This is a genomic window from Thiomonas sp. FB-Cd, from assembly GCF_000733775.1.
Lineage (GTDB): Bacteria > Pseudomonadota > Gammaproteobacteria > Burkholderiales > Burkholderiaceae_C > Thiomonas_A.
The window spans coordinates 910,271-926,573 of sequence record NZ_JPOE01000005.1; the positions used below are offsets into that span (position 1 = coordinate 910,271).

At 63.4% G+C, this 16,303-nt stretch carries 6 protein-coding genes; 3 read left to right on the plus strand and 3 right to left on the minus strand.

Annotated features, from left to right (window positions below):
• Window positions 1–119: 119 nt before the first annotated feature.
• On the minus strand, window positions 120–1,172 hold the full coding sequence (gene queA, locus CD04_RS0118030; protein WP_031409311.1) for a tRNA preQ1(34) S-adenosylmethionine ribosyltransferase-isomerase QueA: 1,053 nt from the start codon (window positions 1,170–1,172) through the stop codon (window positions 120–122).
• Between the two features lie 300 nt (window positions 1,173–1,472).
• Between queA and CD04_RS0118035 the strand changes: the two genes are divergently transcribed.
• The 3 genes from CD04_RS0118035 (at window position 1,473) to katG (ending at window position 12,824) form a co-directional block, all read left to right on the plus strand.
• Window positions 1,473–3,362, plus strand: coding sequence for an AMP-binding protein (locus CD04_RS0118035; protein WP_038168549.1), 1,890 nt, complete (start codon window positions 1,473–1,475; stop codon window positions 3,360–3,362).
• A 430-nt stretch (window positions 3,363–3,792) separates the two neighbouring features.
• Window positions 3,793–10,326 carry a non-ribosomal peptide synthetase gene (locus CD04_RS0118045; protein WP_197033159.1) on the plus strand — a complete coding sequence of 2,178 codons (6,534 nt, stop codon included), beginning with the start codon at window positions 3,793–3,795 and terminating at the stop codon, window positions 10,324–10,326.
• A 323-nt stretch (window positions 10,327–10,649) separates the two neighbouring features.
• A complete protein-coding gene (gene katG / locus CD04_RS0118055; RefSeq protein WP_031409317.1) occupies window positions 10,650–12,824 on the plus strand; it encodes a catalase/peroxidase HPI in 2,175 nt (724 codons plus the stop codon).
• Between the two features lie 143 nt (window positions 12,825–12,967).
• Here katG and CD04_RS0118060 read toward each other — a convergent pair whose 3' ends face one another.
• Window positions 12,968–14,539, minus strand: coding sequence for a sensor domain-containing diguanylate cyclase (locus CD04_RS0118060; protein ID WP_031409319.1), 1,572 nt, complete (start codon window positions 14,537–14,539; stop codon window positions 12,968–12,970).
• A gap of 61 nt (window positions 14,540–14,600) precedes the next feature.
• Window positions 14,601–16,163 (minus strand): sensor domain-containing diguanylate cyclase, encoded by a 1,563-nt coding sequence (locus tag CD04_RS0118065; RefSeq protein ID WP_051849402.1) that lies wholly within the window; start codon window positions 16,161–16,163, stop codon window positions 14,601–14,603.
• Between the last annotated feature and the right edge of the window lie 140 nt (window positions 16,164–16,303).

A 16,303-nucleotide genomic window follows, 5' to 3' on the forward strand; every position in this document is an offset into this window, starting at 1 on the left:
TCAACGCTCCCGCGACGGCGCTGTGGGCACCTTGCGACTGATCGGCGCCTTGCCGTGAGGCGCATCCTCCTCCATCCCAATGTCGATGGCGCGGCGCTGCTTGCCACGATGCACTTTGCTCAACCGCGCTGCAGCAGCATGGCGTCCCCATAGCTGAAAAACCGGTACCGCTCGCGCACGGCATGCGCATAGGCCGCCTGGATGCGCTCGAGCCCGGCAAAGGCGGCGACAAGCATGAGCAGGGTCGAACGCGGCAGATGAAAGTTCGTGATCAGCAGGTCAATCCAGGCGAAACGGTGGCCCGGGGTGATGAAAATGTCCGTCTCGCCTTGCAGCGTTGGCCACGTCCCATCCCCCGCTGGCTCGAGTTGTGCCAGGCGCGCTGCGGTCTCGAGTGTGCGCACGGTCGTGGTGCCCACGGCGACGATGCGCCCACCGGCGGCGCGGGTATGGGCAATGGCCTGCAGCGTGGAGCCAGGCACGGTGTAGCGTTCGCTGTGCATGCGGTGCAGCGCGATGTCGTCCACCTTCACCGGCTGAAAGGTCCCGGCACCAACATGCAGGGTGACATGCGCCCGCTTCACGCCCCGCGCTTCGAGCGCCTCCAACAGCGCTTCATCGAAATGCAGTGCCGCAGTCGGCGCCGCCACCGAGCCCGGCGCTCGCGCGAACACCGTCTGGTAGCGACGCGCGTCGTCGGCATCATCTGCGTGGCGAATGTAGGGTGGCAACGGCACATGCCCGTGTGCCTCCATCAGCGCGTGGGGATCCCCGGAAAACCGCAGCCGGAACAAGGCGCCCTGCGCATCCGGCCAGCGCCCGAGCACCTCGGCCTCAAAGCCGCCTTGCATGCGCAGCACCGTTCCTGGAGCCGGCTTTTTGCTCACGCGCATGTGAGCGATCACTTCACCTTCAGACTCGACTCTCTCGACAAGAAGCTCCACCGCCCCGCCACTCGGCTTGCTGCCAAACAGGCGTGCCTTGATGACCTTGGTGTCATTGAACACCAGCAGGTCACCGGGCTGCAGCAGTTCGGGCAGTTCACGAAACAGGCGATCCGTCAACACTGCGCTGCGGGCATCGAGCAGACGGCTGGCGCTGCGCTCGGCAGCTGGGTGCTGGGCGATCAGCCCGGGAGGAAGCTCGAAATCAAAGTCGACAAGTCGAACCATGGGGAAACACAAGGAAAACGCTGGAATCTGAATGCCAAGCCCGCATTGTCGAGCCAATCGACCCAGCGCGCCCCCTTGGGGTCTGGTCGCCATTATTTGGTAGGAGGCCCGCGCGCATGACGCTGCCTACAGTGCCCATCGGGCAAGTCCCGCCATCGTCCGAGCTGCCCCGGGGAACAGGCCCCGTATCCCCGGGGCTGTGCGAGATCTGGCGCATGCCTATAGTGATTAAGCTTGGTGCAAGGGTAGCCCATGGACTCGACGGCCGCTCGCTATCGTTTCTGATCTGTGGAAAGTGACATGAATGTCTTTGATTCGCAACACGAACCACGAACATTGCCCGCCCTGCTGGAAATCGCGGCAAAGCGCGCCACCTTGAGTGGTTTGGCCCTGCTCGCGCCGGGTTCCGAGTCTTTGGACTATGCCGGGCTGCTTGAGCAGATCCATGCCAATGCCCGTTTTTTGCATGATTTCGGGGCGGCTCCAGAAAGCCGTATCGCGCTGGTCCTGCCCAACGGACCCCACATGGCACTGGCTTGCCTCAGTGTCTTGAGCTGCTGCGCCTGCGCACCGCTGAACCCTGCCTACCAGGCTGAGGAATTTCGCTTCTATCTCGACGATACGAAGGCGCAAGCTGTGATCGTTGAGCGTGGCGTGGACAGCGCCGTGCGATCGGTCGCCCGGGACCTCGGGCTTTCGGTCATCGAGATCGACCCGGCAACGGTTGCGGGGCAATTCACCACGGTTTCGCGGGCAGGCATGGCGGCGCTGCCTGGCGCGGCAAGCGCTCGGCCCGTGCGATCTGAAGATGTGGCCCTCATTTTGCACACGAGCGGCACCACTGGGCGACCGAAAATTGTTCCACTGAGCCAGGCGAACCTCGCAGCTTCGGCATTCACGATCGCCTCTTGGCTGCAATTGACGCCGGCTGACCGCTGCTTGAATGTCATGCCGCTTTTCCATATCCATGGTCTCGTCGGTGTCCTTCTTGCCTCGCTCAGTGCGGGCGCCAGCGTGGTGTGTACGTCCGGGTTTGAGCCGGAGGCATTCTTCCCATGGATGCATGCGTTTGCGCCCAGTTGGTACAGCGCGGTTCCAACCATTCATCAAACCATCATCGCGCAAGCTGGCGCCACCAATCCAGGCACGATGCCCCGATTGCGTTTCGTGCGCTCGTCGTCAGCGAGCCTTCCACCGCGAACCTTTGACGCGCTGCAGGCTCTATTCGAAGCGCCCGTCATCGAGGCTTATGGCATGACCGAAGCATCGCACCAGCTTGCCAGCAACCCGCTGCCACCCGCAATGCGCAAGCCTGGCGCCGTGGGCCTTCCAACCGGAACACAGATTGCGATCATGGATGCCGAGGGCAGCCTTGTCGTGTCCGGTGAACTTGGAGAAATCGTGGTGCGTGGGCCCGGCGTGACAGCGGGCTATGAACGCAACCCAGGTGCCAATGACAGGGCTTTCGTTGAGGGGTGGTTCCGCACCGGCGACCAAGGCCGGTTTGATGCCGACGGCTATCTGGTCATCACGGACCGGCTCAAGGATATCGTGAATCGGGGCGGCGAAAAGGTGTCGCCACGCGAGGTCGACGAGGTTCTTCTCGAGCACCCCGAAGTGATGCAAGCAGTCGCTTTCGCGGTTCCGCATCCCACCCTGGGCGAGGATCTGGCCGCCGCCGTCGTCCCGCGACTCCAAAGCACAGTCGACGAACAAACGCTACGCGCCTATGCCTTTGGTCGGATGGCTGAACACAAAGTGCCCTCGCGCATCCTTGTGGTTTCCGCCATTCCAAAGGGGCCGACAGGCAAGATGCAACGTGCTGCATTGCCATCGCACTTCGCCGCGATGCTGCGCGTTGCGTTCGAAGCGCCCCGGGCTGGACTTGAAGCCGACCTTGCGACCCTCTTTGAGCAAACGCTCCAGTGCACCGCCATCGGCCGCCATGACAATTTCTTCGGCCGCGGTGGTGACTCTCTACAGGGGATGCGCCTGATGCACAAGGTCAATGCCCGGTTTTCGACCACCATGCCAGCCACAACGCTGTTTCATCACCCAACGCCGGCACAACTGGCAACAGCCCTGTCCGCGGCGCGAAGCGCTCAGGACGAGGGGTTGGCAGCCATCCTGGACGAGGTCAATGGCCTGACCGATGAAGAGGTGCAACAGCTTCTGCGCCAGCAGCCGTAGGAGCCGGGATTGCGGAGCCCATGGTTTGGCCAATCGGACTCCGGCGCCAGCCCATTTCTACCGAATGTGCTGGTCACCAGATGAATAACGGGCGCTGGTGGGTTGCCCACTGTTACAGACCGTCGGGGTGCGGTGACCGAGATCAACCAGCGACATCGCGCAGATTGTCGCCACAGCGGATTTCCTCAATCTGTGGCTTCGACGCAATCAGGCGCAATAGATCGCTCCGAAAGCCTGCCTCGCCGGCTGGCGAAGCCAACAGCGACCTCAACGCCATGAACAGGATCGTGTACCGCAGCTATCGTCTCATGCATCCTGAGCCCCGTGATGGCTGGACTCGTGCGCTGCCATCCCGCTCCCCCGTTTGGGCCGCTGTGTTCCCGCCCGGTCTTCTTCAACTGATTGATCATCATTTCCAGGCATGTCCATCATGAACACGTCACCGTTCACGGGTGCCGCCCCTGAAACCAGTGCGCCCTTGCTTGAGGCGCGGCGACGGCTTTTGGCACAAAGGCTGCTCGACAAGCGCCTTGCCGGATTCGCGGACGAAACCCCCGGCCTGGCGGGCCCAGCGCCAGCCCTCTTACGCTTGTCATACGCGCAGGAGGCTTTGTGGGTGCTTCGTCAATTTGACGGAGGCGAATCGCTCTACAACGTCGGCGCGGTCACGAGGCTTCTCGGACCCCTGAACGTCGAGCGACTGGAGCGCAGTTTTCGGGCGCTCATCAGCCGCCATGCGGCGCTGCGCACGTGCATCGAATCTTCCGCAACCGGGCCCATGCGACGGGTGATGCCAGCGCCGAGCGTTGTCCCGCTCTTTCAACTTCAACGCTGGGTCGTATCGCCAGACGACGCACAAGGCACGGCGCTGGATCAGCGCATCGACGAGCTTCTGGCGCAACCCTTTGACCTCGCGCACGCCCCGCTGCTGCGTGCAGCGCTGCTGCAGATCTCGCCAGACCATCACCTTTTGATTCTGGCCATCCACCACATCGTGTCCGATGGATGGTCGATGAGCATTATCAACCGTGAATTGGGTGCGCTGTACAGGCAAGACGGCGAACCAGCGGCACGCCCCGATATACCCCTGAGCTTCGCCGCCTACGCCGCGCACCAACGCCAGCGCTACGAAGGTGCAACGGGTCATCCCGACGCGGATTATTGGCGACTCCAGCTCCGTGATCTGCCCAACCTCGATCTGCCCACGGACAAGCCACGGAGGCCGCAGACGGGTTTTGCCGGTCGGACTTTGGCCTTTCACATTGACGGCTCCATCAGGGCTGGCATGCGTGCACTTGCCCAGCAGCACGGCACGACGATGTTTACGGCGCTGCTTGCTGCATTCCAGGTTCTGTTGATGCGTTACAGCGGACAAAGCGACATTCCCGTGGGGGTCCCGGTCGCCGGACGCGACGATGACCGCCTGGCCAATGTCATTGGCTATTTCGTCAACACTGTTGTCATGCGCGGCAGGCTGGATGGATCGCCGGACTTCATCGAACTGCTGCAACGCACACGCACGACGGTCATCGACGCACTGGCGCACGCCGGCCTGCCCTTTGATCGCCTCGTGGCGGATCTTCGCCCGCAGCGCGAAGGCAGTCGCAACCCGCTTTATCAGATCGCCTTTGCGCTGGAACGCTTTTCCGACCGCACGCTCGAGCTCGCGGGCGTGAAAACGGAGCGCTTGGCGCTGCATGCCAAAACGGCCAAATTCGACCTTTCGCTGGGCTTGACCGATGTGGAGGATGGACTCGGCGCCCGATTCGAGTTTCGCACCGACCTATTTGAGTGGGCAACGATCGAGCGTATGGCAAGGCACTTCCGCCAGCTGCTCTGCGCGATTCTCGCCGACCCTCACACACCCGTTGACCGTTTGTCGCTTCTTGACCACGCCGAGCGCGCGCAGTTACTGACGCAGTGGGGTGCCGGTGTGCCTGCCGCCCACGATGCTCAACCGGTACACACGCTGTTTCGCGCACAAGCTCGCAGCACACCGCATGCAGTCGCTCTGCGCCTGGCGCAGGCCCAGATGACGTACGGTCAACTTGATGCGTTGTCCGACTATTGGGCCCATCAACTCATCATGAGAGGCGTGGGTCCGGAGATCATCGTTGGTCTCTTCATGCACCGAAGCTTCGCGCTGGCTGTCGCGATGCTGGCCATACTCAAGGCAGGTGGCGCTTTCATGCCGCTGGATCCTGAGTACCCGCCCGAGCGCGTGAAGGTCATGGTGCGCGATGCGAAGCCGCGCGTAATCCTCACACAGCCACATCTCGTGGCCACACTGGGCTCGATCGCCAGCGATGTGGACCTGGTGGTCATGCCCGACGATGGGGGGCGCGTTCCGAGCGGCTTTGGTTTGGCAGTTGAGACGGACACAAGACCGGAGCATCTTGCCTATGTCATTTACACATCCGGCTCAACCGGGAAGCCCAAGGGCGCCCAGGTTCTGCACGGCGGCCTGGCCAATCACTTGTTGTGGCTCAACGATGCGTTGAACCTGACTGCAGCCGACCGGATTCTGCAGAAAACGACCATCAGCTTTGACGCTTCGATCTGGGAATTTCTGTCTCCGCTCATTTGCGGGGCACAAATCGTGTTTGCCGAACCCGGTGCACAACGCGATGTATCCCGCCTCCTGCTGATCGTGCAGCAGCAAAACGTCTCGATCATGCAATTCGTCCCATCCGCGTTGCGCACCATGCTTGCCGAGCCGCATGCCCGGCAGTGCAACAGCCTGCGCTATGTGCTCAGCGGCGGCGAAGCGCTTGATTGCGCGTTGGCTCAGCAATTTCTTGAGGTACTTCCCGGCGTGAGGTTCGGGAACTTCTACGGCCCAAGCGAAGCGACCGACATCAGCGCCTGGCTGGAAATCCACGCCCCCTTGCCGGACCGCTTGAGCATTCCCATCGGCCGTCCAGCGGCGAATGTGGCGCTCTTCGTGCTGGACGCGTACCAGGAGTTGCAGCCGATTGGCGTAGCCGGTGAGCTCTACATTGGAGGCGCTGGAGTCGGGCGTGGCTACTTGAACCAGCCAGACCGCACCGCCGAGCGCTTTCTCCCCAACCCCTTCCGTTCGGGCGAGCGCATGTACCGTACCGGGGACTTTGTGCGCTGGCTTGGCGATGGACTGATGGAATTCATCGGCCGCGCCGATCACCAGGTGAAACTGCGCGGATTTCGCATTGAACTTGGTGAAATCGAGGCTGTTCTCAACGCCCTTCCATGTGTGCGCATGAGTGCGGTGACCTTGCAGGGCGCTAGCCCAGAGAGCAAAAAACTCACGGCCTATATCGCGGCGGATCAGCCTGACATCCAGGCACTGCGCAAGGCGCTCAAGGAGCAGCTTCCCGAGCATATGGTTCCGCAGGCGTACGTGGTGCTCGAAGCGCTACCGGTCTTGCCCAATGGCAAGGTCGACCGCAACAATCTTCCGGCTGCGCACGACACTTTCACAGGGGACTTTGTTGCGCCACGTTCGGGTCTGGAATCGGGTCTGCTCGAAATCTGGCAGGCGGTGCTGCTTCGGCAGCGCATCGGCGTGCGGGAAAATTTTTTTGATTTAGGCGGCGATTCGCTGAGCGCCACGCGAGTCATGTCGCAGATCCGGGCCGTCTTTGGCGTGGACATGCCTTTGCGGGTCTTGTTCGACCAACCGACCTTGGCCGAGCTGGCGCAGACCCTGCAGTCCATGCTGAACAGCGCCGAGCAGGTCGGACCCCTCGACCCAATCATGCCGGTGCCTCGGTCGGGGCCTTTGCAGGTGTCGTTCTCTCAGCGCCGCATGTGGACGTTGCACCAAATGGATCCGGAAGGTGCGGCCTACAACATGCGCGTGGCATTGCGACTGCGCGGCACCCTGGATCGATCCGCACTGCACGCAGCGCTCAATGCACTGGTGGCGCGTCACGAAGCTTTCCGCACGGGCTTTGTCTTTGGAGAGAGCGAGCCGGTTGCCGTGGTCAACCCGTCTGCGTCCGTCCCATTGCTTGAACTGGACATGCAAACAATCGCAGCGCACGAGCGCAACACGGTGTTTGAACACGATGTCATCCAGCTCGCCGCAGCACCTTTTGACTTGAGCCACAGCCCACTTTGTCGGTTCATCCTGGCACGACTTGAACCCCAGCATCATGCCTTGATCATGGTGATGCACCACATCGTTGGCGACGACTGGTCTTGGGGTATCGTCCTCGACGAGTTGAGCGCCCTGTACCGTGCCCACCACCAAGGCCTCACGGCAGCATTGCCGCCCAAGCCCATTGACTTTTACGACTACGCAGCCTGGCAACGCCAGCGCATTGATCGCGCCCGCCTGGCCCGGCACGCGGGCTACTGGATGCAGCAGCTCGATGGGATGAGCCCCCTGAATCTGCCCACGGATACCCCAGTCGTCCAACGCCAAAGCAGTCGTGGCGCGCGACTGCGGCAGCACTTTGACGACCACTGGCTTCGCAGCGTCCAGCAATTCAGCGCCGCACAGGGTGTCACACCGTTCATGACACTCCTCGCCGCCTTTCAATGCCTGCTTTCGCGTTGGTGCGGGCAGAACGACATTACGATCGGCGTGCCAGTGGCCAATCGCACGCAGGTCGACGCAGAAACTGTCGTGGGCTCCTTGGTCAATACCCTGGCAATGCGCAGCGACGTTCGCCCTGACATGCGCTTTCGCGATCTGCTGCAACAGGTCCGCGGCATGACACTCGGCGCCTTCGCCAATCAGGATCTGCCTTATGACTACCTTGTCGAGCGGCTGCGTGAGCGAGGCGCGGGAGCCAACGCGGCTGAGCTGCGGGTTCTATTCAATGTGCTCAACACGCCCCGCAAGACCGTTCAGTTGGAAGGCCTGCAGGTTGACTATCTGCCGCTTTCGCTTGGAGCAGCGCAGTTCGATCTTTCCTTGCATGTCGCTCTTACGGGCGAACATGCGCTGATTCTCAGCTACTCGACCGAATTATTCGTTGAGAAGGCGATGCGAGGATTGCTCGAAAGCTTCCTCCTTCTTGTGGGCGAGGCCATGCAGGACCCTGACCGCGCGCTCAAGGATCTGCGCCTGACGACGCCGGTCGATCGCGCAAGCCTCGATACCTGGAATCGCACTGCACTGCCCTACCCCTCCGACTTGACCGTGACGGGCCTTCTGGCTGCACAGCGCAAGCGTGCGACACCCGCAATCCTGGCTGCAGATGGCGCGGGCTTGAGCCATGCGGAGTTATGGCGGGAGGTGGATTGGCTCACCGAAACCCTTCGCCAGCGTGGCATCCACCGCGGCCGTCTTGTCGGCCTGAGCGTTGATCGCGGCGCAGGCATGGTGGTGGCGCAATTGGCGGTGCTCCAGGCGGGTGCGGCCTACGTGCCACTCGATCCGACCTACCCTGCTCAGCGATTGCATGAGATGGCTGAAGACGCCCGCCTTTGCCTGCTGATCACAGAGCCGTCTCGGCTCGCGGTTTGGGAGGGCCTGGGGGTGCCGTGTCTCTTGCTCGATGCCGAGCACAGGGCAGTCGCGCAACCGGCTGCAATGCCAGCGCCTCCGGATCCAGAACGCGACGCGCATGCGGAAGATCCGGCCTATGTCATCTACACCTCCGGCTCCACAGGAAAACCCAAAGGCGTCGCTGTACCGCATCGCGCAGTGGTCAACTTCCTGTCTTCCATGCAGCGCGAGCCAGGACTGTCGGCCAATGACCGGCTTGTGGCTGTCACCACGATCAGCTTCGACATTTCAGTGCTTGAACTCCTCTTGCCCCTGGCCGTGGGAGGCACCATCATCCTGGCGACGCGGGAACAGGCGGCTGACGGTAATGCGTTGCGCGCATTGCTTGAGGGCTCGGGCGGCACGGTCATGCAGGCCACCCCATCGACTTGGAACCTGCTGATCGAGGCAGGATGGGAAGGCAGCCCCGACTTCAAGGCACTTGTCGGCGGCGAGACACTAAGCGCCGATTTGGCGCAGGCGCTGCTGGCGCGGACCGGTGAGCTGTGGAATATGTATGGGCCGACCGAGACCACGGTCTGGTCCACCTGCTCCAAGGTTCAACCGCAACCTTCGCCGATTTCGATCGGCAGACCCATTGCCAACACGCAAGTCCATGTCCTCGATGCACAGGGCCAACCCTGCCCGGTCGGGTTTGGCGGCGAAATTCACATTGGTGGCGATGGGCTGGCCATCGGCTATTTGCATCAGCCGGAACTCACAGCCGAGCGCTTCATCCCTGATCCCTTTTGCACCTCCGCTGGTGCTCGCCTGTACAAGACCGGCGATCGCGGTCGCTGGCGCCATGACGGCGTGCTTGAGCATCAGGGCCGACTGGACTTTCAGGTCAAGGTGCGAGGCTATCGAATTGAACTCGGCGAGATCGAGTCCCGGTTGAAGGCTCATCCGGAGGTCAAGCAGGCCGTGGTGCTTGTGCGGGAAGACACACCGGGGGATCGCCGTCTGGTGGCGTACACAGTGCCCAAAGGTACCGCGCTCGACCTGCATGCATTGCGGGAACATCTGCGGGCCGCGCTGCCGACGTATATGCTGCCTCAACACTTCGTGGTTTTGGAGCACCTGCCCCTGCTCCCCAATGGCAAGATCAACCGGCACGCTTTGCCGATGCCACGGGAGCAGGGCGCTGTTTTGGCGCGTGATGACCGGGCGGGGATGACACCTGCTGAACATGCGTTGGCGCACATCTGGCGTGAGCTGATTGGCTGCGACGTGGTCGGCCGAAGCGATAATTTTTTTGATCTTGGTGGCCACTCACTGCTGGCCAATCGAGCCGCAATCGCTTTTGAGAAGATCAGCGGCCACCGCCTCGAACTGCGACGCATGGTCTTGGAAACCCTGGGCCAACTTGTGGGCGGCGTCGACTTGCCGCAGGCGCCTCACGATCGCGTACCCCCACAAGCTGCATCAGGCCCAATCCGGCGCTGGATCGCCGATCTGAGCGCACGGCTCCGACACGCCCGTTAACGATCATGCTGGTCAGTGCGCGCCTCATCTGTATCGTGCGCACATGGTGAATGACGGCCCGCGTCAGCTTGTGGCGTTCACACGCGATCGATCGATGGCGACGCACGCATCTCCAAAAGGGACAGCATCGCAAGCCGCGGCGAGACCGCGCAAACAGCTGGAGGTGTTGAGCATCGGTGGGCCGCCCTGAAAGATTTGCTCAATCGGACGCATGAAAACATTCAATTTTCAATTTCCAGCGCCGGCGCCTAAAGTCCCTCTTGTCCCTTCCAGACGTCTTCCCATTCCTCCGTATCCCGCGTCGCAAGGAGCTCCACATGGACATGCCATCCCAATCCCAATGCCCGTTCGCCCACACGGCAGCCAGCGGCCCGTCGACGCGCGACTGGTGGCCCGAGCAGCTCAATCTCGACATCCTGCGCCAGAACTCGGCCAAGTCCGACCCGATGGGCGACGGCTTCGACTATGCCAAGGCATTCAAAACCCTCGATCTGGCCAGGGTCAAGGCCGATCTGCGCGCCCTGATGACCGATTCCCAGGACTGGTGGCCGGCCGACTTCGGCCATTACGGACCCTTGTTCATCCGTATGGCCTGGCATGGCGCCGGCACCTACCGCATCGGTGACGGCCGTGGCGGCGCGGGCAGCGGCCAGCAGCGCTTTGCCCCGCTCAACAGCTGGCCCGACAATGTCAATCTGGACAAGGCGCGGCGCCTGCTTTGGCCGGTCAAGCAGAAATACGGCGGCAAGATTTCATGGGCCGATCTCATGATTCTGGCCGGCAACGTCGCGCTGGAGTCGATGGGCTTCAAGACCTTCGGCTTCGGCGGCGGTCGCGCCGACGTGTGGGAGCCCGACCACGCCGTGTACTGGGGCGAGGAAAAGACCTGGCTGGGCGACGACAAGCGTTACACCGGCGAGCGCGATCTGGAGAACCCCCTGGCTGCGGTGCAGATGGGTCTGATCTACGTCAACCCCGAAGGCCCCGGCGGCAATCCCGACCCGCTGGCTGCCGCCCGCGACATCCGCGAAACCTTTGCCCGCATGGCGATGAACGACGAAGAGACCGTGGCACTGATCGCCGGCGGCCACACCTTCGGCAAGACACATGGAGCCGGCCCCGCCACGCACGTGGGCCCTGCTCCGGAAGCGGCACCGATCGAGCAGCAGGGCCTGGGATGGCTCAGCAGCTTCCGCAGTGGCAAAGGAGCCGACCAGATCGGCAGCGGGCTGGAAGTGACCTGGACGCCCAAGCCCACCCAGTGGAGCACGGGCTATTTCGACATGCTGTTCGGCTACGAGTGGGAGCTGACCAGGAGCCCGGCTGGCGCACACCAGTGGGTGGCCAAGGACGCGCCCGAGATCATCCCCGACGCAGCTGACCCGGGTAAAAAGCACAAGCCGACGATGCTGACCACGGATCTTTCATTGCGCTTCGATCCGATCTACGCCCCGATTTCCAAGCGCTTCCACGCGCACCCCGACGCGTTCGCCGATGCCTTCGCCCGCGCCTGGTTCAAGCTCACACACCGCGACATGGGTCCCAAGGCGCGCTACCTCGGCCCCGAAGTGCCCAAGGAAGACCTGATCTGGCAAGACCCCATCCCGGCGGTCAACCATCCGCTCATCGACGCCGGCGACATTGCCGCGCTCAAGATGGAGCTGGTGGCAAGTGGCCTGTCCACGCGCGAGCTGGTCTACACCGCCTGGTCGTCCGCGGCCAGCTTCCGGGGCAGTGACAAGCGAGGTGGAGCCAACGGCGCACGCATTCGCCTGAGTCCGCAGAAGGAGTGGGACGTCAACGAGCCCGAGCAACTGGCCGCCGTGCTGCCGGTCCTCGAAGGCATTCAACGCAGCTTCAATGCCCGGGCAGGCGGGGGCAAGAAGGTGTCGCTGGCCGACTTGATCGTGCTGGGAGGGTGCACTGCGGTTGAGTTGGCGGCCAAGCAGGCGGGCTTCGACGTTACCGTACCCTTCCATCCAGGCCGCATGGACGCCGCGCAGGAGCAGACCGACGTGGAGTCGTTCGCTGTGCTCGAGCCGCGCGCTGACGGCTTCCGCAACTACGCGCGCACGGGGCTTGAAGAGGCTGCGGCCGAGCTGTTGGTGGACAAGGCGCAGCTGCTCGACCTCACCCCGCCGGAGCTGACCGTGCTGGTGGGTGGCCTCCGTGTGCTCGCAGCCAACTTCGCCCAGAGCCAACACGGCGTGTTCACCCAGCGCCCGGGCGTCTTGAGCCAGGATTTTTTCGTCAACCTGCTCGACATGGGCACGCTGTGGCAGCGCAGCAGCACGGCCGGAGTGTTCGAAGGCCGCGACCGCAAGACAGGCGCGCTGAAATGGACCGCGACCCAGGCCGACCTGGTGTTTGGCTCCAACGCCGAGTTGCGCGCGTTGGCCGAGGTCTACGCCAGCAGCGATGCCGGTCTCAAATTCGCACAGGACTTCGCCTGCGCCTGGGGCAGGGTGATGCACCTGGACCGCTTTGACCTGGCGTGAGCCGGGAGTGTGGAGATGGACAGGGCCATTTGCGCACCTCGCGCCTGACCGCACTCCCCGTCGCCCGTGCCGGCGCGATGGGGGCGGCCAGCCCAAGCTCGACCGCGCCGTGAGGGACATCGGCGCCTCCTTTTGGCTGCCGCTTACGACGACAGCAGCTTGAGCTCCACGCGGTTGCGCCCCGCGTGCTTGGCACGATACAGCGCTTCGTCGGCGGCCTCCAGCAGCGCCGACAGCTCGCCGGCGCCCCCCGCGCTTTCGCGCAGCGCCAGGCCGATGCTCACGCTCAGCCGCAACACACCAGCGCTGGTGGCGAAGGGGTGGAGTTCGACGTAGCTGCGCAGGCGCTCGGCGGCTTCGAGCGCCGCCTCCGCGTTGTCGATGGCCAACAAGGCCACGAACTCCTCCCCGCCGAAGCGCGCGACCACGTCGGCCTGGCGCATGTGGGCTCCCAGCAGAGCGCCGATCTGTGCCAGCATTTCGTCGCCGACGCGGTGGCCGTAGGTGTCGTTGACGCGCTTGAAATGGTCCAGGTCCGCCATCAGCAGCGCCAGCGCCTGTCCCTCATTTTCGAGCAAGGCACGCGCACGCGCATTGAAACCACGACGATTGGGCAGCCGCGTGAGGACGTCCTGCTCGGATTGGTCCTGCAACTGCCGCTGCAGCGCCTTGAGATCGGATACATCGGTCAGCCCGACCAGCACGCATTCCTGACCCTCATATGCAATGGGCTGTGCCGAAACGAGCGTGTCGCGCAACGCTCCCTGGCTGGTGCGCAACTGCAGCTCGATCGGCGACAGCGCCTGACCGTCCACCACACGGGAGAAAAGCGCGTCGCGGCGCCGTGAAACGCCATTCCCATCCAGCCAAACGGGCGACAGTCGGGTCGGGTCTGCCGCGTCGAGAAACGCCTGCGCGGCCTGATTGGATCGCACAATCGCGCCGTCACGCAGTCGCAACACCAGCATGGGCACCGGCGCGTCCTCGAACAGGAGGCGGGCATGCAATTCGCTTTGCTCCAGTGCTCTTTCAACCGAGCGCCGCTCGGCCACTTCCTTCTGCAACGCGTCCCGGTCAACCCACGCCAGGCGCAGGTGCCGGGCATGGGCCACGGCAATCTGCCAGCCTATCCGATTCGCAAACCCCAGCAAAACCATGGCCGTTGCGATCAAGCGCAGATGGTTCGGATGTCCCGCAACGACCATCCCCATGAACGGCAGGCTCAGCAGCGGTCCCAACCATAGCGACGAACCGCTCAGCAGGGGAGCAAAGGCGTAAAGCGCAAACACGAGGAGCAGGACGCTCATCGTGTAAAACGCGGCCGAGCCCGGCACCGTCCAGACCTCCAGCAAGACGATGGGCAGCGCGAGGAGCTCGAACACGAACAACTGCCCGCGCACTCCGGGTATGCGCTCGACCGGGATGGATGTGCGCAGGCTGCTGCGCACCAGGAGCCACGCCACACCAGCAAGCGCCAGGCGGCTGGCCATGATGACCCACAGGATGGGTACGACTCCAATCGCTGCGATGTCCACCAACCCGGTGAGCACGAAGGCCGCACCCCCGCAAAGCCCGACAGCGCGCAAGCGAGCGCGGATGGCTTGCCAGTTGGCGCGCACGTAGCCATTCTCCACCTGCGCGTCGGCAAACACCCCAGCAGCCGTGAATGCCTCGGGGCGTGTCGACGAGCTGACGCTATTGGCTGAACTGGGCATTCGAATCGCTCTCCCAACACCCCTTGATGTCGCCTCGGCACGTTGCCGACGCGAGGCGCGCTTAAACCATGATATCCACGCGGTTACGGCCCGCGCGCTTGGCGACGTACATCGCACGGTCGGCGCGGTTGAGCGCCTCATCGATGCGCTGTTCGTGATCCGCCACCACGCTCACCCCAATGCTCAGGCTGACTTCCACGCGCACGTCCGCGCAGTGCATGCTTTGCATCCCGACCGCGGTGCGAATGCGCTCGGCAACCTCCATCGCCTGTTGCTGCGACGTGCCTGGAAGCAGACAGGCAAACTCCTCTCCGCCCACACGGGCAAGCGCATCGGCATCGCGCAACTGGGTCTGGATCACCGCGCCGATTTGCCTCAGAGCCTCGTCCCCGACGGCATGCCCGTGGGCATCATTGACCCGTTTGAAATGGTCCGCATCCATCAGCAACACGGCGATCGGCGCACCCGACGTCTGCAAGGCCTCGATCAATTTGCTGGCCTGGGCGAAAAAGCCGCGCCGGTTGAGCAACCCCGTCAGCGGGTCCGTTTGTGTCAGGCGACGCAATTCGTGCTCGTAGCGCTTGCGTGCGGTGATCTCCACGAGACTGGCGATTGTGGCTGGCTCCCCGTGGAACTGCATGACTGCCGATGACAACATCACATCCACCACCCGTCCGTCGGTGGTCTTGAGATGCACATCCAGCGGCCCGACACGACCCTCGCGCAAAAGCTGCTCCCGCTGCTGCGCAAACTCCGCGGGGTCGGCGAAGAAATCGGCGCTAAAGAGGACGGCCCCTGCGCGGACTTTGCCGGCGGGATCGAGCAGGTTCTCCGCCGCCTGGTTGTAGCGCAACACCTGCCCGCTCGGCTGCTGGCTGAGCACCATGGGCACGGGCGTGGTGTCGAACAGGCGGCGCAGGTTGTCCTCGCCCGCGAGGGCGCGCTTTTCCGCCGCAAGACGCTCGGCAACCTCGCGGCGCAATCGGTTGCGGTCCATCCAGTTCATGCGCTGGATCCGGTTGAGTTGGGTGGCCACCTGCCAGCCGGCAAAGTTGGCAAACACAAGCAGGATGCCCACGATGCTGGTGACCTGGGGTGCCGCGCGCAGCACGAACACCGCTTCCCAAAGGAAGATCACCGTGAAAATCGGCCCCACCAAGAGGGAGCCTGCGCTCAATGCCGGTGCGTAGGCATACAGCGCGATCGTCAGGAGCAACGCCGTAATCGCGTGGTAATCAACGGCGCCGCCGTAGGCAGGGACCAGAACGAGAAAAACGCCCAGGACAGAGATCTCGAACGCCAGCAATGCGCGAGCCATGCGCCCGTGCTCCGCGGCCTCAGCCCTGCGCCCCAGAAGGATGAGTCGGATGCCCAAGGCCAGCACGATCAGGCGCAAGCCCAAAATGCCGAACAGCACCGGCTTGGAGCCCAGGACGGTGAAGTCCGTGTAGGCCGCGAGCATGAATGCGACACTGCCCCACAAACCCAGGATGCGCAGGCGCGCGCCGATGTACTCCCATTCCCCGCGCAAGAACGCCTGTTCATCCTCGGCGTGCAGGAATAGCCCGTTTCGACCCAACGGGGTGCGGGCTTGCTCTTGGGCGATGAGCGAATCGGGACTCATGGGCAGGGGCCGCGATGCGAAAGCTGCATCCTAGCGCCGGATCGAGACCCGGCACCAGCCTTCCCTGCTCCGAACGCTGGAGATTCGTCAAGCCTCGGGCACGACCCCAACCCAAGCCCTAAGCAGCCCGTTCGCCCGGC